This window comes from Paraburkholderia sp. NMBU_R16, assembly GCF_013282575.1.
Classification (GTDB): Bacteria; Pseudomonadota; Gammaproteobacteria; order Burkholderiales; family Burkholderiaceae; genus Trinickia.
In genome coordinates this window covers 23,598-42,669 of sequence record NZ_JAAAYE010000005.1, presented here as the reverse complement: position 1 = coordinate 42,669, position 19,072 = coordinate 23,598, and the positions used below count along the sequence as shown (strand labels likewise).

The window sequence follows — 19,072 nt, the reverse complement described above, 5'->3', positions numbered from 1 at the left end:
GCCGCGGCGCATTGAGGACTACGCTGCAACGCGTGGGACACCGTGCGCGGCCGGTCTGATGGAGCCGCGCGCGAAATTTCTTCGAAGACATGGAGACGCTTACGATGAGCAGCAACCGAGGTGTGGTGTATATGGGGCCGGGCAAAGTCGACGTGCAGTCGATCGATTACCCGAAGATGGTGGACCCGAGCGGCCGCTCGATCCAGCACGGCGTGATCTTGAAGGTGGTCAGCACGAACATCTGCGGCTCCGATCAGCACATGGTGCGCGGACGCACGACAGCGCCCGTCGGTCTCGTACTCGGGCATGAGATTACGGGTGAGGTCGTCGAAATCGGCCGTGACGTCGAGACGCTATCGATCGGCGATCTCGTTTCCGTCCCGTTCAATGTCGCCTGCGGGCGCTGTCCGATGTGCAAGGATCAACACACGGGCGTGTGTCTGAACGTCAACCCTTCGCGCGCCGGCGGCGCGTATGGCTATGTCGACATGGGCGGATGGATCGGCGGGCAGGCCGAGTATGTGCTCGTGCCGTACGCCGACTTCAATCTGCTGAAATTTCCCGACCGCGATCAGGCGTTGTCCAAGATTCGCGATCTCACCTGCTTGTCCGATATTTTGCCGACCGGCTATCACGGCGCCGTTACCGCCGGTGTGAAGCCGGGCTCTACCGTGTATATCGCCGGGGCGGGCCCCGTGGGTATGGCGGCGGCCGCGTCGGCGCGACTGCTCGGGGCTGCGTGCACGATCGTCGGCGATATGAACGCCGAACGTCTCGCGCATGCGCGGGAGATGGGGTTCGAGACGGTGGATTTGTCGCTGGATGCGACGCTTGGCGAGCAGATCGCGGCCATACTCGGCAAGCCGGAAGTGGATTGCGCCGTCGATTGCGTGGGCTTCGAGGCGCATGGGCACGGTAGCGCGCACGGCGACGAGGCACCCGCCACCGTACTCAATTCGCTGATGGAAATCACGCGTGCGGCGGGCGCGATCGGCATTCCGGGGCTTTATGTGACGGACGATCCGGGTTCGGCCGATGCCGCTGCGCGCCGCGGCAGTTTGAGCTTGCGTTTTGGACTGGGCTGGGCGAAGTCCCATTCGTTCCATACGGGCCAGACGCCGGTCATGAAGTACAACCGCAATCTGATGCAGGCGATCCTCTGGGACAAGCTGCCGATCGCCAAGATCGTCAATGTCACGGTGATCTCCCTCGATCAGGCACCTGAGGGTTATCGCAAATTCGACGGCGGCGCGCCGCGCAAATACGTGATCGATCCGCATGGCATCCTGAAGGCGGCTTGACGCCGACACCAGCAAGCGATGGAGCCGGCAGGCGCGCAGTCCGGCGTTTGCGTGCGCTCCATCGCGCTTGGCTTCCTTGCCTTCGTGCGCTTCAAGCACGCGTTGCGTTGGCCCTTTCCTTTTCCCGCTCGACTTGTTCGCGGTATAGCGCGAATTCCTCGCTCATTGCCCGCGCGACAGCGGGGCGCGCGGTTACCCGCTTGAAATAGGCTGCGATGGTGGGCCATTGACCGATATCGATATCGCAGTAGCGCGCCCAGTTGAGCACGACGGCGAGATATGCATCCGCCACGCTGAATGCGTCGAGCAGCCATTCGTGCTCGGCAAAGCGGGCGGCCAAGAGATTCATGCGGATGTCCATCTTCTCGCGGGAATAGCGCTTCACTTCGTCGCCGGCGTTCGGGTCGAGCAGCGGTATGAAGAGCGCCCTATGCAGTTCCGTGCTGATGAAACCTAGCCATTGCTGCAGACGTGCGCGCTGGAAGCTGCCCACCGGCGCCAACTGTGCGTGCGGAAACCGATCGGAGACGTACGGCAGGATCGCTGTGTTTTCGGTGAGCAACTCGCCCTCGTCCGTACGCAGCACCGGCACTTGGCCCATCGGATTGAGCGAAAAAAAATCGCTGCCGTTCTCGAGCTGCTTGCGCTTCGTGTCGACCTGAATGTAGGTGGCTTCATAGCCCGCTTCGTAAAACGCAATGCGGGTGGCCATCGAACACGCGAGCGGCGAAAAATACAATTCCATTCCTCTTTCCTCCTCGTTTGTTTGTTTTTGTACTATATTGCACATAAATATTTGTGGTCAAGGATTTTGTTTCAAATGGTACAAAAAGACGAGCGAGAACCGAAGCGCCCGCGCGGGCGCCCGCGTGCATACGATGCCGACGAAGCGCTGCGGCAGGCGCTCAATACGTTCTGGAAAAAGGGCTATAGCGCAACGACGCTCGACGACCTGAGCGAGGCGACGGGCATGAACCGCCCGAGCCTGTACGGTGCATTCGGCGATAAGCGGGCGCTGTATCTTGCAACGCTCGAACGTTATGTCGCCGCGAATCGCGAAGCGATGGATCGCGAATTGGCCGCGCCCCTACCTCTGCGCGAAGCGCTCATGCGTATCTACGATCTGGCGCTCGCGCTTTACTTCGAGGCGGACGGTGCGGCGCAAGGCTGTTTTCTGATTGGGACAGCCGCGGTCGAGGCCGTCAACGACGAAGAAGTGCGCAATGTGCTCGGCAAAGGACTGCTGACGTTCGACAAGTCGTTCGAAGCGCGCATTCGCCGCGCGCAGGAAGAGGGGGAATTGGACGATGCGACCGATCCCAAGATACTTTCTAAACTCGCCTCGGCCATTCTTCATACGCTCGCGTTGCGCTCTCGCGCGGGGGACAAGCGCAGCACGTTGCGAGCGACAGCGGAGGCGGGCGTGGCGATGATCTGTGCCACGGCCCGCGAAGGACGATAGCCGCTGACGTAATGCGACGCGGGAGTGCGCGAACTCATCGTCAGCACGCCGAAAGGCTAGTTACTCCAAACCGCTGTCAATCAGCGGCGCAAGGCGTAACGCAGGATCCCACCCGAGCACGCGCTTGGCCTTTTCGTTACTGGCCAACGCGCCATTCCCGGTGATGTTGAACACACCGGTCGCCTCGCTTCTCAGGGCCAGCACGACGGCCCACGCGGCGGCTTCGACATGGACCGGGCTCGCCCCGGTGGGCTCGTCGAAGCCCGTGCGCGGCCCGTAGAGATTGCCGTAGCGCAAAACCGCTCCCTTCCAACGCGGATCGGCCTCGTTCAGCGCGCGCGCTTCGAGTGCTGCCACGCCGTATACCGTGATCGCCCGGGCACCCTCGGCACCGAGATCGAGCGGCGACGTTTCGACGTGAGGCGTCGGCCCCGAGGCATACGCCCACGCTATGCTTTGCGCAATGAATCGTCGGCATCCGGCCGCGCGGGCCGCCGCGACGAGATTCGCCGTGCCTTCGTCGCGAATGCGCGCGTTGCGTGTCACGGCGTCCGCCATGCGGGCGGGGTCGAGGCCAGGCGGCAAGTCGGTCAACTGATGCACGACGATCGCCGGGGCGATGCGCTGCATCTCGCGTGCGAGCGCGGTGGCATCGAAGACATCGACAATGACAGGCTGTGCGCCCATCGCCTCGATCTCGCCCGCACGCTCTCGCTTGCGGGTCGTGCCATACACGGTGTAGCCCGAATCGACGAGCAACGGAACGAGCGCGCTGCCAATGGCACCGGCGGCGCCTGCCAGAAAGAGTGTCGTACTCATGAGAAGCGCTCCCGGATCGGATGAGATTGACGGACGACGTTGACGAACGACGTTGACGGTTCCTCGCAGTGTGGCCGTATCATGTCCCACCGAAAAGTGCCAAAAACGCTCGAAACGACTAGTCCATGAAAGAGCCTTCTCCACCATTGAAGATCGGCCCCATCGACCGGCGCATCGCGTTGTCGCAGCAAATCTACGACCGCTTGCGTCACGCAATCGACGCGCACCTGCTACGACCCGGCGCTCGGCTAGCGTCGGCGCGCGCGCTGGCCAGCGAGCTCGGTGTCGCGCGAGGGACGGTGGAGTCGGCCTATCAGCGGCTGGCTGGCGAGGGCTACGTGCTCGCGCGCGGCCCTGCCGGCACCATCGTCTCGCCCCATCTCGCGCAGCAGCCGGCACGGCAGCCGGCGAAGGCGACGGCCAACGCCCGGCTGCCGGTGGACCCCGGCGCGATGGCCGCGAGCCCCGAGCCGCCGCTGCCGTTGCAGCTTGGCATTCCCGCGCTCGACGCCTTTCCGCGCAAACTGTGGTCGCGCCTCGCGACGAGACGCATTCGCGCGAGTTCTCCGCCCGAGCTCTCCTACGGCGATCCGCGCGGGTACCTGCCGTTGCGGCAGGCCATCGCGGCCTATCTGCTCGTATCGCGCGGCGTGCCTTGCCGCCCCGAGCAGGTTCTCGTGACGGGGGGCTACCGCGCTTCCCTCGCACTGATCGTGCAAACGCTGTTGCGTCAGCGCGATCGCGTCTGGGTCGAGAATCCGTGTTATCCGCCGACGCGAACGCTGCTGGAACGCGCGGGAGCGATCCCGTGCGCGGTGCCGGTCGACGATGAGGGACTCGTGAGTGCCGAAGGCGTTCGCGAAGCACCGAAGGCGCGGCTGGCGGTCGTCACGCCGTCTCACCAGGCACCGCTTGGCGTATCGATGTCGATGCCGCGCCGGCTGCAATTGCTCGATTGGGCATCGCGTCATGAAGCGTGGATCGTGGAAGACGATTACGACGGCGAATTCCACTATCACGGGCCGCCCCTGCCCGCATTGAAAAGCCGCGATACGACCGATCGCGTCATCTATGCCGGCAGTTTCTCGAAGGTCTTGTTCCCCGGGCTGTCGCTCGGCTACCTCGTATTGCCCGAGGGGCTGACCGAGCAGTTCTCGGCGTCCGTGCAGATCTGGCCGAACTACGTTGCGCGAGTGACCCAGGCCATCGTGGCGGACTTTATCGACAACGGGCATTTCTCGCGGCATCTGAAGAAAATGCGCGCGCTTTATGCCAACCGCCGCGCACTGTTGGCCGCCGCATTGACCGACGCCTTCGGCGCGCGAGTGACGATCGATCTCGCGCGCGGCGGCATGCATCTCGTGGCCCGCTTTGCGGGGAGGGCGAGCGACGAAACGCTCGCCAGACGTGCGCAACGTGCCGGGCTCAGTTGCCAGGCGCTGTCGCCGCGCTACCTCGGGGAGGCGAAACAGGAGGGCTTGCTGATGGGATTCACGAACGTTGCAACGGCGCAGGAAGCGGCGCGGCTGGCAGCGGCCTTGCGCGATGCGCTTGCGGTGGGCAACGTCAGTGCATGACCGTATCGCGTGCCAAGGCGGTACTGGCCGGCGCGTTGCCGCGCGCAAGCGGGGCGACTTGCTTGCGCCGCTCGCGTGTCGGCGCGGTGCCGAACGCGTCGCGATAGCTCTTGCTGAAATGGCAGGCCGATTGGAAGCCGCATGCCATCGTGATGTGCATGATCGACATATCGGTTTGCAGCAGAAGTTCGCGGGCGCGTCGCAGACGCAGCGTCAGATAGTAATGCGTCGGCGTCATCCCGAGGTGCTCGCGAAAGAGCCGTTGCAATTGCCGCTGTGACATGTTCGCCAGCCGCGCGAGCTCCTCGCGCGAAAGCGGCTCTTCGATATTGCTCTCCATCAGCGCAATGACTTCGAAGAGCGATTTATTCGCGGAGCCGAGCCGCGCCACGAGCGGCATACGCTGCTGCGCGCTCGTATCGCGCACGTGTTCGACGATGAACTGCTCGGCGATTTGCGTCACGCGCGCCGTACCGATACGCGGGGCGATCAGATGCAGCATCATGTCGAGCGGCGCGACACCGCCCGTGCAGGTGACACGGTCTCGATCGATGACGAACAGCTCCTTCAGAAACCGCGTATTGGGGAATTCCTCTTTGAGCGCCGACATGTTTTCCCAATGGATCGCGCAAGCGTAGCCATCGAGCAGGCCCGAGCGCGCCAAGGCATAGGTGCCGGTGCAGAGGCTGCCGAGCGCGATGCCCGAGTGAGCGAAGCGCCGCAGCGCGGAAAGATGGGCATGATCGGTTGCGCGTTGCACGTCGACGCCGCCGCAGACGAAGACGATGTCGGGTTGTTCCTGCAGCGAAGCGATCGGCTGCGTCATGACTGAGAGCCCGTTACTGGCCATCACGGGGCCGCCGTCGGGGCTGACGACGGACCATCGATAAAGCGTCTGGCCGCTCAGATAGTTGGCCATCCGCAGAACTTCGATCGCATTCGAGAACGCGATCATCGTGAAGTTCGGCAGCGCCATGAACGCGAAGTTCGCGAGCGACGCAGTACGCTGGGGGGACATGGTGACGTTCCTTGAATCCGGGATAGCGCGGCCGATTGGGGGAGCCTCGGCATCTCATTTTGGGTTCCAGGGCAACAAGCATGCCATACGGCCTAACCCTAATGCGGGCGCACATTTCATCCATCCGGCAGCCTCAGCCTTGCACTGCAAGCGTGCCCGTTTCGCCCCCGTTTCGGGCAAGGCGGACGCGACACGGTGCGGGAACGCCGTATGCCAGCCGGCCACGGCGCGACTTGTCCAAAACAGACGAACGTGTCGGAAAAGGCAAAGAACGCGTCTGAATTCGTCAATCCGGGGTGAAGGCGAACGAGAAGAATAGAGCCGTCGCCAACGCATGTCCGTGGCGGCCCCGCGAGCGGGTGCCGCGTCGGACCCATCACGGATAGAACAATGTCGAATACTCAGACGTTTTTCAGCCAGTCACTCGCCGAGCGCGATGCGCCCGTGCGCGGTGCGATCCTCAAGGAACTCGAGCGGCAACAGTCGCAAGTCGAGCTGATCGCATCGGAAAACATCGTGTCGCGAGCCGTGCTCGAAGCGCAAGGTTCGGTGCTGACCAACAAGTATGCGGAAGGCTATCCCGGCAAGCGCTATTACGGCGGCTGCGAGTTCGCCGACGACATCGAGACGCTCGCCATCGATCGCGTCAAGCAACTGTTCAACGCCGGCTACGCCAACGTCCAGCCGCACTCGGGCGCGCAGGCCAACGGCGCGGTCATGCTCGCGCTCGCCAAGCCGAGCGACACGGTGCTCGGCATGTCGCTCGACGCGGGCGGGCATCTGACGCACGGCGCGAAGCCGGCGCTCTCGGGCAAGTGGTTCAACGCAGTGCAGTACGGCGTGGACCGCGAATCGCTGCGCATCGACTATGACCGTATCGAAGCGCTTGCGCACGAACATAAGCCGAGCCTGATCATCGCGGGCTTTTCGGCCTATCCGCGCGTGCTCGATTTCCCACGCTTTCGCGCTATCGCGGACGCCGTCGGCGCTAAATTGATGGTGGATATGGCGCATATCGCCGGCATCATCGCGGCCGGGCGGCACCCGAACCCGATCGAGCATGCGCACGTCGTCACGTCGACCACGCACAAGACACTGCGCGGCCCGCGCGGCGGCTTCGTGTTGACGAACGACGAGGATATCGCCAAGAAGATCAATTCAGCGGTGTTCCCGGGACTGCAAGGCGGCCCGCTCATGCACGTGATCGCAGGCAAAGCCGTCGCGTTCGGCGAGGCGCTCCAGCCGGGCTTCAAGACCTATATCGGTAACGTACTCGAGAATGCGCAGGCGCTCGGCGCCGTGTTGCGCGAAGGCGGGGTCGATCTCGTCACGGGCGGAACGGACAACCACCTGCTGCTCGTCGATCTGCGCCCCAAGGGCTTGAAGGGTACGCAAGTCGAGACGGCGCTCGAGCGGGCCGGCATCACCTGCAACAAGAACGGCATTCCGTTCGATACCGAAAAGCCGACGGTGACCTCGGGCGTGCGGCTCGGCACGCCGGCCGGTACATCGCGTGGCTTCGGCGTGGCCGAGTTCGAGCTGGTCGGGCGGCTGATTCTCGAAGTGCTCGATGCGCTCAGGCAACATCCGGAAGGCCATGCGGAGACGGAACAACGCGTGCGGCGCGAGATTTTCGCGCTGTGCGAGCGCTTCCCGATCTATTGAAACCGGGCTGCAAAACCGACGAACGCGACGATCGACCCACGCTGGAGCGATAAATGAGCACACTGCATCAAGACAGCATCATCATCGACGGTCTGAACATTTCGAAGTTCGAACGCTCGGTCTTCGAAGACATGCATAAAGGCGGCATCACGGCCGCCAATTGCACGGTTTCGGTCTGGGAAAACTTCACGAAGACCGTCGACAACATCGGCTCGATGAAAAAGCAGATTCGCGACAACGGCGAACTGCTGACGCTCGTGCGGACGACAGACGACATTCTGCGCGCGAAGAAAGAAGGCAAGACGGGGATCATCCTCGGCTTTCAGAACGCGCATGCGTTCGAGGACAACCTCGCCTATGTCGAGGCGTTCGCGGATATGGGCGTACGCGTCGTGCAGCTTTGCTACAACACGCAAAACCTCGTCGGTACGGGATGCTACGAGCGCGACGGCGGCCTCTCGGACTTCGGCCGCGAAGTCATTACCGAAATGAACCGCGTCGGCATCATGGTCGATCTGTCGCACGTCGGCGGGAATACCTCTTCGGAAGCGATCGCTTTTTCGAAAAAGCCGGTGTGCTACTCGCACTGTCTGCCCTCGGGGCTCAAGGAGCACCCGCGCAACAAGAGCGATGCGCAACTGAAAGAGATCGCGGACGCCGGCGGGTTCGTCGGGGTGACGATGTTCGCGCCGTTCCTGAAGCGCGGCATCGAGGCGACGATCGACGATTACATCGAAGCCATCGACTATGTCGTCAATCTGGTCGGCGAGGACGCCGTGGGGATCGGCACCGACTTCACGCAGGGCTACAGCGTCGATTTCTTCGATTGGCTCACGCATGACAAGGGCCGTTACCGCCGCCTCACGAATTTCGGCAAGGTCGTCAATCCGGAGGGAATCCGGACCATCGGCGAGTTTCCGAACCTGACCGCTGCCATGGAGCGCGCGGGCTGGAGCGAGACGCGCATCCGCAAGATCATGGGCGAGAACTGGGTGCGCGTTTTCCGCGACGTTTGGGGCGCATAGACCGCCCGGGCATCCGAATCGAACATCCACCCACAACACAGCAACAGGCCAATCATGCAACCGCAACTGCCGATCGACGTCGATCCCGAAACCGGTGTCTGGACCACGGACGCGCTGCCGATGCTTTATGTGCCGCGCCATTTCTTCACGAACAACCACGTTGCCGTGGAAGAGGCGTTGGGCCGCGAGGCGTATGCCGACATCCTCTACAAGGCCGGTTACAAGTCGGCCTACCACTGGTGCGACAAGGAAGCGAAGCAGCACGGCCTTTCGGGCATGGCCGTCTTCGAGCACTACCTGAAGCGGTTGTCGCAGCGCGGCTGGGGACTCTTCAGCATCGTCGAGGCGGATCCGAAAGCGGCACGGGCGCGCATCGAACTGAGGAACTCGTCGTTCGTTCTCGCTCAGCCCAACAAGCACGGCAAGCTCTGCTACATGTTTGCCGGCTGGTTCGCGGGCGCGATGGATTGGGTCAACGATACCGCCGAGGCCGCTTCTCGCGGGCCGCGTTCGATATCGCAGGAAGTGCGATGCGCGGGCGAGGGCCACGCGCATTGCGTCTTCGAAGTGTCGCCGCTCGTCTGACACGACGAAGGCCGCTCAAGGAAATAGATTCGAGGTCGATCGAAATGCGCTACCCCCATTTGTTCAAACCGATGACGCTGAACAAGCTGACGCTGCGCAATCGCATCGTTAGCACGGCACATGCGGAGGTTTACGCCGAGCCGGGCGGATTGCCCGGCGACCGCTATATCCGGTACTACGAGGAGAAAGCGAAAGGCGGCGTCGGTCTGGCGGTGTGCGGCGGGTCGAGTCCGGTATCGATCGACAGCCCGCAGGGTTGGTGGAAATCCGTCAACCTGTCGACCGACCGCATCGTCGATCCGCTGTCGCGACTGGCCGAGGCGATGCATCGTCACGGCGCCAAGATCATGATCCAGGCGACGCACATGGGGCGCCGCTCCGCGTTCCACGGTGAACACTGGCCCCATCTGATGTCGCCCTCCGGCGTGCGCGAGCCTGTGCACCGCGGCAACGCCAAGATCATCGAGGTGGAAGAAATCCGCCGGATCATCGCCGACTTCGCGAGCGCCGCGAAGCGCGTGAAGGATGCGGGGATGGACGGCATCGAAATCTCGGCGGCGCACCAGCACTTGATCGACCAGTTCTGGAGCCCGCGTACGAATTTTCGCACCGACGAATGGGGCGGTAGTCTGCAAAACCGCCTGCGCTTCGGTGTCGAGGTGCTGAACGCGGTGCGCGAAGCAGTCGGGCCGGACTTCGTCGTCGGTCTGCGCATGTGCGGTGACGAATTCCATGAAGACGGCCTCGATCACGAGCAACTGAAGGAAATCGCCCAGGCGATGTCCGAGACAGGGCTCATTGATTACCTCGGCGTCATCGGCTCCGGTGCCGATACCCACAATACGCTCGCCAACTGCATGCCGCCGATGGCGCTGCCGCCCGAGCCGTTCGTGCATCTGGCCGCAGGCATCAAGTCGGTCGTCGATATTCCGGTCATGCACGCGCAAAGCATCCGCGATGCGGGACAGGCCGAGCGGCTGCTCGCCTCGGGCATGATCGATCTCGTCGGCATGACGCGTGCCCAAATTGCCGACCCGCATATGGTCATCAAAATCCGGGACGGCCGCGAAGACGAGATCAAGCAATGCGTCGGCGCCAACTATTGCATCGACCGCCAGTACAACGGCCTGGACGTGCTGTGCGTGCAGAACGCCGCAACTTCGCGCGAAGCGACGATGCCGCACGTCATCGAGAAGTCGCGCGGTCCGCGCCGCAAGGTGGTGGTGGTCGGTGCCGGTCCCGCGGGTCTCGAAGCGGCACGTGTTGCCCGCTCGCGCGGCCACGACGTGGTGCTGTTCGAAAAGCATACGGAAGTCGGTGGTCAGATCGTCCTCGCTTCGAAGGCGCCGCAGCGCGAGCAGATGGCCGGCATCGTCCGATGGTTCGACATGGAGACGAAACGTCTGGGCGTCGACAGGCGTCTCGGCGTCGAGGCCGACGAGAAGGCGATCATGGCGGAAAAGCCCGACATCATCGTGCTGGCCACGGGTGGCCGCGCATTCTCCGATCAGGTGCAGGACTGGGGTGTCGCGCAAGGTCTCGCCGTGAGTTCGTGGGACATCCTTTCCGGTCGTGTGGAGCCGATGAAGAACGTACTCGTCTACGACGGGGTCAGCACACATGCCGGTGCGGGGGTAGCGGATTTCATGGCGAGCCGCGGCTCGAAAGTCGAGATCGTGACGCCCGATGTGAAAGTGGCCGACGATTGCGGCGGCACCACGTTCCCGATTTTCTATCGGCGCCTCTATGCGGAGGGCGTGATCCATACGCCGAACTATTGGCTCGATCGCGTGTATGAGGAAGACGGCAAAAAAATCGCCGTGCTCCGAAACGAGTACACCGAGGAGCAGGAGGAGCGCGCCGTCGATCAGGTCGTGATCGAGAATGGCAGCACGCCCAACGATGGACTGTATTGGAAGCTGAAACCCGAATCGCTGAACCGCGGGCAGATCGACGTGCACAAGTTGTTCGCGGCCGAGCCGCAGCCGTGCCTCTCGGAGGAACTCGGCAATGGCCGGTTTTTGCTCTTCCGCGTGGGCGACTGCATCTCGATGCATAACATCCATGGTGCAATCTACGATTCGCTTCGTCTTTGCAAGGACTTCTGATCATGAGCCCGGCGTTCGTCATCACAGGGTTGCTGTGGCTCTCGATGGCCGGCCTCGCCTACGCGCTCGCGCGCCGCGCCGCATATTGGCGCGTGGGGCGCGCAACGCCGGCCGGTGCATTCGGGGTGGCCAATCTCTTTACCATTCCCAAGCGGTACTTCGTCGATCTGCATCACGTCGTCGCACGCGATCCCTACATCGCGAAGACGCACGTGGCGACGGCCGGGGGGGCCATCGCGGCGCTCGCGCTCGTCTTCGTCAACTACGGGCTCGCGATTTACTCGCCGTGGCTCGACAAGCTCATCGGCGTGGCCGCCGTGACGATGTTGATCGGTGCTGTCTTCGTCTGGCGTCGCCGGCGCGACCAACGTGCGATGCCGGCCAGGCTTTCGCGCGGGCCGTGGAATACGCTGCCCTGGCTGCTCGGCTCCTTCGCGCTCGGGTTGACGTTGCTCGCCGTCGTGCCGAGCGCGGCAGCATCGGGCTTCGTCGCTGTCATCATCGCAGCCCTGATCGCGATCGGCGCCTTTGCGATGACGGTCGGTGCGGCGCGCGGCGGGCCGATGAAGCACGCGCTCGCGGGCCTTCTTCATCTCGCCTTCCACCCGCGTCAGGAACGCTTCCGTGCCGGTGCGGGACAAACTGACCAACCCGGCGCTGTGCCACCGACGGCGCTCAAGATGCCGGAACTCGATGCTCGCGAGTACGGCGTCGGCAAGCCCGTCGAATTCCGCTGGAACCAGCTTTTGAGCTTCGATGCATGTGTCCAATGCGGCAAATGCGAAGCGGCGTGCCCAGCGTTTGCGGCAGGACAGCCGCTCAATCCGAAGAAGCTGATTCAAGACCTGGTCACTGGCATGGTGGGCGGCACGGACGCCGCTTATGCGGGGAGCCCCACCCCGGGCATCGCGCTCGGCAAGCATGGCGGCCAGCCCGAGCTGCCGATCGTTTCGGGTTTGATCGAAGCCGATACGCTTTGGTCCTGCACGACATGCCGCGCCTGCGTTCAGGAATGCCCGATGCTGATCGAGCACGTCGACGCAATCGTCGATATGCGCCGCAATCGCACGCTCACCGAGGGCGACCTGCCGGGCAAGGCGCCCGAAGTCCTCGCCAATCTGCGCGAGACGGGCAGTGCCGGCGGCTACGATATCGCGGCGCGCTACGACTGGGCCGTCGACTTGAACGCGCGCATCGCGGAGCGGGGCAAGCCTGTCGACGTATTGCTCGTTGCGGGCGAAGGCGCGTTCGACATGCGCTATCAGCGCACGCTGCGCGCTTTGGTCAAAGTGCTGAACCGGGCGGGCATCGATTACGCCGTGCTGGGGCCCAACGAAACGGACACCGGCGACGTCGCCCGCCGCCTCGGCGATGAGGCAACCTTCCAGCGGATGGCCAAACGCCTGATCGCAACGCTCGATGGGTTGAACTTCAAACGCATCGTCACGGCCGATCCGCACGTCATGCACAGCTTGCGCAACGAATACCGCGCGCTCGGTACGCGTTATACGGTTCAGCATCATACGAGCCTCCTCGCCGAACTCGTGCAATCGGGGAAATTGTCGCCGAAAGCATCGGCCGCGCTCGCGGACAAGCGGATCACCTATCACGATCCGTGCTATCTCGGGCGCTACAACGGCGAGACCGAAGCACCGCGCCGCGCCCTCAAATCGATCGGCATCAAAGTCGTGGAGATGGAGCGCCATGGTATGCGCGGGCGCTGCTGCGGAGGTGGCGGCGGCGCGCCGCTCACCGACATCCCGGGCAAGGCACGTATTCCCGATTTGCGGATGGCCGATGCGCGCGAGGTAGGTGCCGAGATCGTGGCCGTCGGCTGTCCGAATTGCACGGCGATGCTCGAGGGCGTGGTCGGTCCGCGGCCCGAGGTGCTCGATGTAGCCGAACTCGTTGCAGCGGCGCTGGAGTGAAGACGATGAATCCGATCAAACGTATCGATCCGCGCCGGCCGTTCGTCATTGCGTCGTCGGGGCTGCGCCGCATCACGCTGGGACAGGAGCACGTCGCGGGCGCCGCGGTGGACGATCTGCCCCGTTTGGGCGCACATGGCGAGCGCGAGAAGCCGCGCCGCACCGTGGAGCAAGCCGGGCGCGTGTTGCTCGTTGCCGCGCATAGCGACCGGGGTGCGCTCGACGACCATGCACGGCAGGCCGTGGCCGCCGCCGCGATCGTTGCCGATGCGCGTACTGAAGTCGTACTCGTCGTGTTCGGTGAGCTGACCGACGATGCCGCCGAACTGGGCGCGGATAAAGCCATCGAATTGCCCGCGCTGGGCCGTCCCGTTTTCGCGCCCGATCGCGCCGTTGCCGCGCTGAAGGCGTGCGTTGCCGCGTTCTCGCCGGCGCATGTCCTGATGCCCGATAACGCCACCGGAGACGGCGATCTGGGACGCCTCTATGCGGCGCTATCGGGGGCGAGCATCGCCACGCAAGTAGTGGAAATCGATGCGTCGCACGTGGGTGTTTACCTCGACGCTCAACGACAATTCGCGTCGCGTGCATGGCCCGATGTGGTGCTGCTCGCTGCGGACGCCGTCTCTTCGAAGCTTCCATTCGTTGGCGCCGGCGAGCGCGTCCAACCGCCCGCTGGATCGACGGCCGAATCCATCGTCGATACGCGCGACGAGGTCTATCGCGACCTCGGCACGGTTCAGCTCGATGCGGCCGACGTCGCACTCGAGGAGGCGGACTTCATCGTCTCCGCAGGTAACGGGGTGACCGATATCGCGGCTTTCGGGGCGCTCGCAAGTGCGTTCGGCGCGGCGATAGGCGCCAGTCGCGTGGCCGTCGACAACGGTTATTTCACGCGCGACAAGCAAGTCGGCGCAACGGGCAAGACGGTCAGTGCGAGCGTCTATATCGCTTTCGGAATCTCCGGCGCGGTACAGCATCTGCAAGGGATCAAAGACTGCCGCCACGTGATTGCCGTGAACCTCGACGCCAGCGCGCCAATCGCGAAGCGCGCCGACCTGACGCTCGTCGGCGACGCGCAGGCGACCATCGCCGCGCTGACCGAAGCCGTAACGGCCGCGCGCGCCGCGCAGCCGGCGCCGGGCACGGCGTCCGTACGGGCGACGCTCAACGAAGGAGTAGCCGCATGAACGCAGCGATGAATGACGCACGCATTGCGGTGCTCGTCTCGGTCGGCAGGCATCGCGTCAGCGCGGCGCCTTGTTATAGCCGCAACGACGCGGCCGCGCTCGAAATTGCGCGCGGACTCGAGCAAACCAACGGCTGCTCGGTCGAAGTGCTCCATGCGGGCGACGCGTCGAATCCAGCGCTAACCGATTATCTGGCGCTCGGCGCGCGACGGATCGAGGTCATCGACTGCGCGTCGGGACTCGACGGCGACGATCCGATACCGGCGCTGGCCGAGCGGCTGCGGGGCGTTTCGCTCGTGCTGACCGGTACGCGCGCGGAAGGGGCCTATGACACCGGGATGCTGCCCTACCAGCTGGCGGCGCAGCTTGGCTACACGTTCGTCGGCTCCGCGCTCGATGTCACACTCGGCGACGGTTTTGCGACAGTCACGCAGTTCATGCCAAAGGGCGTGCGCCGGCGGGTAGCGGCCGCGTTGCCTTGCGTCGTCGCTATCCATCCTCAAGCGAACGTCAAGCCGCGCTATGCCTATGCGCGCGTGCCCGACGGCACGATCGTGCAGGGCCCGCCCGCGTCGCGCAAGGACGTCGATGCGCCGTATTGGTCGGTTGCGCCGACGGAACGCAAGCCGCGCAAGCTCGTGGCGAGCGAGAAGCGTTCGGGCCATTCGCGGATGCTGATGGCGACGACTACCGAAAGCCGCGGCGGAAACGTCGTAATTGAGGGGAGTTCGGTCGAAAAAGCGCAAGTCATCCTCAGTTATTTGCGCGAGCATCGACTCATCGATTACTGAATCGACGGCGGCGGATCCATCACCGGGCCGCATCGTCGAGCAAGTGGAATGTGTTTTGGAACCAGGACGTCACGAATCCGGAGTAGACATGAACGTATCGGCAGCCATTCGCGAACTCGTGGAACGACGCAAGCCAGGCTACAGCCTGGAGGCGCCGTTTTACCGAAGCGAGGAGATCTTCGCGCTCGATATGGACGCGATTTTCCGCAAACACTGGATTCAGGTTGCCGTGGAGCCCGATATCCCCGAGCCGGGAGACTATGTCACGGTCGAACTGGCAGGCGAGTCGGTGCTGATCGTGCGCGACGACGACATGGCGATTCGCGCCTTTCACAACGTGTGCCGCCATCGCGGGGCGCGCCTGTGCAACGAGGAAAAGGGCGCGGTGGGTAATATCGTCTGTCCCTACCACAGCTGGACTTACAACTTGACCGGCGAGCTGATGTTCGCCGAGCACATGGGCGAGAAGTTCGACCGTTGCAAGCATAGTCTCAAGCCAGTCGCATTGCAGAACCTCGCGGGCCTCATTTTCATCTGCCTCGCCGACGAGCCTCCGGGCGACTTCGAAGTGATGCGCGCGGCGATGGAGCCTTATTTGCTTCCGCACGACTTGCCCAACTGCAAGATTGCGGTTCAGGTGGACCTGGTCGAAGACGGCAATTGGAAGCTCACGATGGAGAACAATCGCGAGTGCTATCACTGCGTGGCAAACCATCCCGAGCTGACGATCTCGCTTTACGAATACGGTTTCGGATATCAGCCGTCGCCGTCGAATGCGGAAGGGATGGCGGCGTTCGAGCGCGCCTGTCAGGAACGCGCGGCGCAATGGGAAGCGATGAATTTGCCGTCGGTCGAAATCGAACGTCTGTCCGATGTGACAGGCTTCCGGACCCAGCGGCTGCCGCTGGACCGCAGCGGCGAATCGCAGACGCTCGATGCGAAGGTGGCCAGCAAGAAGCTGCTCGGCGAGTTCAAGCGCGCCGATCTGGGCGGCCTTTCGTTCTGGACGCAGCCGAACTCATGGAATCACTTCATGAGCGATCACATCGTTGCCTTCACGGTGATTCCGCTGTCGGCCGGCAAGACGCTCGTGCGTACGAAATGGCTCGTGCACAAGGATGCCGTCGAAGGCGTCGATTACGACATCGAGAACCTGACGGCCGTCTGGAACGCGACTAACGATCAGGACCGTACGCTGGTTGAGTATTCGCAGCGGGGCATCGGCAGCAGCGCTTACGAGCCGGGGCCTTACTCGCCCTTCACCGAAGGCCTCGTCGAGAAGTTCAGCGATTGGTACGTGCGACGTCTGCGTGCCGGGATCGCGGCATAACGGACAACGGAAAACATCCGAAAGGGAATGGAAGCGAGGCATACGATGATGCGAGACGCGCAAATGTTGGAGCCCGGCGAGAGCCGGCTCACGCGGCCCGCGTTCTGGAGCCGGCTGGGTGAGCGGTGGACGAGCGACGACGAGGAAACGCTCGTGTGCTGCCAGGTACGCGAGGAAACGCATGACGTGAAGAGCTTTTTCTTCATGTCGCGGGAAGGGCGGACGTTCGTCTTCGAGCCCGGGCAGTTCGTGACGCTCGAACTCGAAATCGACGGCGAAACGATCAATCGCTGTTACACGATTTCTTCGGCACCCACGCGACCCCATACGATCTCGATCACGGTCAAGCGTGTGCCGGGCGGCAAGGTGTCGAACTGGCTGCATGACAATCTGCGCGCCGGCGACACCGTGCGCGTATTGGGGCCTGCTGGCGCGTTCACCTGCGCGCGGCGCCCGTCGGGCAAGTATTTGTTTCTCTCCGCGGGGTCAGGCATTACGCCGCTCATGTCGATGAGCCGTACCCACCACGAACTGGGCGAAGACCGGGACATCGTTTTTCTGCATAGCGCGAGGACGCCCGACGACATCATCTTCGCGCGCGAGCTCGATCTGATCGCATCGAACCACCGACATTTCCGGACTGCGTTCGTCTGCGAACGGATAGGACAACGAAGCAATTGGTCGGGTGTCACCGGCTTTCTGACCTTGCCGCTGCTCTCGCTCATCGCTCCCGATTTCATGGAGCGCGAAATCTTCACTTGCGGACCGGCGCCGTATATGGAGGCTGTGCGCAAGATGCTGGCGGATGCCGGGTTCGATCGCAGCCGGTATCACGAAGAGAGTTTTTCGTTCGAGGAAACGGTGGCGCCCGAACTGGATGCCATCGCAGCATCGCCGGCCGTGTCCGATGCGGCGCCCGTCGGCGAGCGTTTTGCCGTTTCCTTTGCGAAGAGCCGACGCGAAATCGAATGCCCGGCCGATCAACACGTACTCGACGCGGCACGCCAGGCCGGCGTGCGCTTGCCCTCCTCCTGCACCCAAGGCATGTGCGGTACATGCAAGGTCAAGCTCGTATCGGGGCAAGTGGACATGAAGCACAATGGTGGAATTCGTCAGCGCGAAATCGACCAGGGCATGGTTTTGCTGTGCTGTAGTAAACCTCTGACGGATCTCGTCATCGATAAATAAAAGAAACGTCGTTTACGGACAAGACGGTGTCGGAAAACGTGACTACCGCTTTTTAATGGCTGCGCACTCTAGAGACTCCTTGGATGCGCTGATCTCGACGATCAGGAGACCTGAACATGAAACTTATCAAGCAATTGGTGCTGACGGCTATCGTTGGAGCCGGTCTCGCCTGTACGGCGTTTTCGGCGTCGGCCGATAGCAAGCCGACGATCAAGATCGGATACGTCGAAGGATGGGACGACAGCGTCGCAACGTCCAACGTTGCCGCGCAAGTCATCGAAAAGCGGCTCGGTTATCCGGTACAGCTCGTGCCGGTGGCAGCGGGCATCATGTGGCAGGGTGTGGCGCGCGGCGATCTCGATGCGACGCTGTCCGCCTGGTTGCCGGTCACGCACGGTTCCTATTGGGACGAGTTCAAGGGCAAAGTGGAGGATCTCGGCCCGAACTTCAACGATGCGAAGATCGGCCTGATCGTTCCCGCTTATGCCAAGGCGAACAGCATCGACGATCTCAACACGGAGAAGGATGCGTTCGGTGGCCGCATCGTCGGCATCGACGCGGGCGCGGGCGTGATGCGCAAGACACAGGAAGCGATCAAGAACTACGGCCTCAACTACACGCTGATGCCGAGCTCGGGCAGCGCGATGACGGCCGAGCTGGCTCGCTCGGAAAACGCGAAGAAGCCGGTGATCGTGACGGGTTGGGCGCCGCACTGGATGTTCGCGAAGTGGAAGCTGAAGTTCCTCGAGGACCCGAAGAAGGTATTCGGCGGAGCGGAGCACGTCGATAACGTCGTCAATCCGGCGCTCGAGAAGAAGGCGCCTCCTGTCGTGGCGTTCCTGAAGAAGTTCCAGTGGAAACCCGGCGAAATCGATAGCGTGATGCTGGCTACGCAAAACGGTGCGAAGCCGCAGGATGCGGCGAACACGTGGATCGCCGCGCACCAGGACCGGATCAACGAGTGGGTGGCAGGTTCGCAGTAATCGATCATCCCTCGAAAGCGACTGAGCGCCCGGCATCGTCGATCGATGCCGGGCGCGATCTTTTTGAGGCTTGGGGTTCTGTATCGGGAAAGCGCAAAAGGT

At 63.2% G+C, this 19,072-nt stretch carries 16 protein-coding genes; 13 read left to right on the top strand and 3 right to left on the bottom strand.

Annotation, left to right across the window (positions count from 1 at the left end; genetic code table 11):
• Positions 1 to 104 precede the first annotated feature (104 nt).
• Positions 105 to 1,301 carry a formaldehyde dehydrogenase, glutathione-independent gene (fdhA, locus tag GWC77_RS03690; RefSeq protein ID WP_173255516.1) on the top strand — a complete coding sequence of 399 codons (1,197 nt, stop codon included), beginning with the start codon at positions 105 to 107 and terminating at the stop codon, positions 1,299 to 1,301.
• Positions 1,302 to 1,392: 91 nt separating this feature from the next.
• Here fdhA and GWC77_RS03685 read toward each other — a convergent pair whose 3' ends face one another.
• Positions 1,393 to 2,046 (bottom strand): glutathione binding-like protein, encoded by a 654-nt coding sequence (locus tag GWC77_RS03685; RefSeq protein WP_173255515.1) that lies wholly within the window; start codon positions 2,044 to 2,046, stop codon positions 1,393 to 1,395.
• A 75-nt stretch (positions 2,047 to 2,121) separates the two neighbouring features.
• Here GWC77_RS03685 and GWC77_RS03680 point away from each other — a divergent pair, with 75 nt between their 5' ends.
• Entirely contained in the window at positions 2,122 to 2,763 is a 642-nt protein-coding gene (locus GWC77_RS03680; RefSeq protein WP_173255514.1) for a TetR/AcrR family transcriptional regulator, read from the top strand.
• Between the two features lie 60 nt (positions 2,764 to 2,823).
• Here GWC77_RS03680 and GWC77_RS03675 read toward each other — a convergent pair whose 3' ends face one another.
• Positions 2,824 to 3,582, bottom strand: coding sequence for an NAD(P)-dependent oxidoreductase (locus tag GWC77_RS03675; protein ID WP_173255513.1), 759 nt, complete (start codon positions 3,580 to 3,582; stop codon positions 2,824 to 2,826).
• A 125-nt stretch (positions 3,583 to 3,707) separates the two neighbouring features.
• Here GWC77_RS03675 and GWC77_RS03670 point away from each other — a divergent pair, with 125 nt between their 5' ends.
• Positions 3,708 to 5,159 carry a PLP-dependent aminotransferase family protein gene (locus GWC77_RS03670; RefSeq protein WP_173255512.1) on the top strand — a complete coding sequence of 484 codons (1,452 nt, stop codon included), beginning with the start codon at positions 3,708 to 3,710 and terminating at the stop codon, positions 5,157 to 5,159.
• On the opposite strand, the gene GWC77_RS03665 is transcribed toward GWC77_RS03670, so the two are convergent.
• Positions 5,149 to 6,177 carry a GlxA family transcriptional regulator gene (locus GWC77_RS03665; protein ID WP_173255511.1) on the bottom strand — a complete coding sequence of 343 codons (1,029 nt, stop codon included), beginning with the start codon at positions 6,175 to 6,177 and terminating at the stop codon, positions 5,149 to 5,151. The genes GWC77_RS03670 and GWC77_RS03665 overlap by 11 nt on opposite strands.
• A gap of 390 nt (positions 6,178 to 6,567) precedes the next feature.
• Between GWC77_RS03665 and GWC77_RS03660 the strand changes: the two genes are divergently transcribed.
• The 10 genes from GWC77_RS03660 to GWC77_RS03615 all read left to right on the top strand — a co-directional run bounded on the left by GWC77_RS03660 (position 6,568) and on the right by GWC77_RS03615 (position 18,970).
• Positions 6,568 to 7,842 carry a serine hydroxymethyltransferase gene (locus GWC77_RS03660; RefSeq protein ID WP_173255510.1) on the top strand — a complete coding sequence of 425 codons (1,275 nt, stop codon included), beginning with the start codon at positions 6,568 to 6,570 and terminating at the stop codon, positions 7,840 to 7,842.
• Between the two features lie 53 nt (positions 7,843 to 7,895).
• The gene (locus tag GWC77_RS03655; RefSeq protein ID WP_173255509.1) at positions 7,896 to 8,867 is read left to right on the top strand and encodes a dipeptidase; all 972 of its coding nucleotides are present in this window, start codon (positions 7,896 to 7,898) and stop codon (positions 8,865 to 8,867) included.
• A 54-nt stretch (positions 8,868 to 8,921) separates the two neighbouring features.
• Entirely contained in the window at positions 8,922 to 9,452 is a 531-nt protein-coding gene (locus GWC77_RS03650) for a DUF5943 domain-containing protein (protein WP_173255508.1), read from the top strand.
• 44 nt (positions 9,453 to 9,496) lie between these two features.
• Complete coding sequence (locus GWC77_RS03645) at positions 9,497 to 11,560, top strand: NADH:flavin oxidoreductase (RefSeq protein ID WP_173255507.1); 2,064 nt, start codon at positions 9,497 to 9,499, stop codon at positions 11,558 to 11,560.
• Positions 11,561 to 11,562: 2 nt separating this feature from the next.
• Entirely contained in the window at positions 11,563 to 13,488 is a 1,926-nt protein-coding gene (locus GWC77_RS03640) for a (Fe-S)-binding protein (RefSeq protein ID WP_173255506.1), read from the top strand.
• Between the two features lie 5 nt (positions 13,489 to 13,493).
• Positions 13,494 to 14,678 (top strand): electron transfer flavoprotein subunit alpha/FixB family protein, encoded by a 1,185-nt coding sequence (locus GWC77_RS03635; RefSeq protein ID WP_173255505.1) that lies wholly within the window; start codon positions 13,494 to 13,496, stop codon positions 14,676 to 14,678.
• The gene (locus GWC77_RS03630) at positions 14,675 to 15,469 is read left to right on the top strand and encodes an electron transfer flavoprotein subunit beta/FixA family protein (protein WP_173255504.1); all 795 of its coding nucleotides are present in this window, start codon (positions 14,675 to 14,677) and stop codon (positions 15,467 to 15,469) included. The genes GWC77_RS03635 and GWC77_RS03630 overlap by 4 nt, the downstream gene beginning before the upstream one ends.
• Positions 15,470 to 15,557: 88 nt before the next feature.
• Positions 15,558 to 16,799, top strand: a complete 1,242-nt coding sequence (locus tag GWC77_RS03625) for an SRPBCC family protein (RefSeq protein WP_173255503.1) — start codon at positions 15,558 to 15,560, stop codon at positions 16,797 to 16,799.
• A 45-nt stretch (positions 16,800 to 16,844) separates the two neighbouring features.
• Entirely contained in the window at positions 16,845 to 17,987 is a 1,143-nt protein-coding gene (locus tag GWC77_RS03620) for a hybrid-cluster NAD(P)-dependent oxidoreductase (RefSeq protein WP_173255600.1), read from the top strand.
• Positions 17,988 to 18,103: 116 nt separating this feature from the next.
• Positions 18,104 to 18,970 (top strand): glycine betaine ABC transporter substrate-binding protein, encoded by an 867-nt coding sequence (locus GWC77_RS03615; RefSeq protein ID WP_173255502.1) that lies wholly within the window; start codon positions 18,104 to 18,106, stop codon positions 18,968 to 18,970.
• The last annotated feature ends 102 nt before the right edge of the window (positions 18,971 to 19,072 follow it).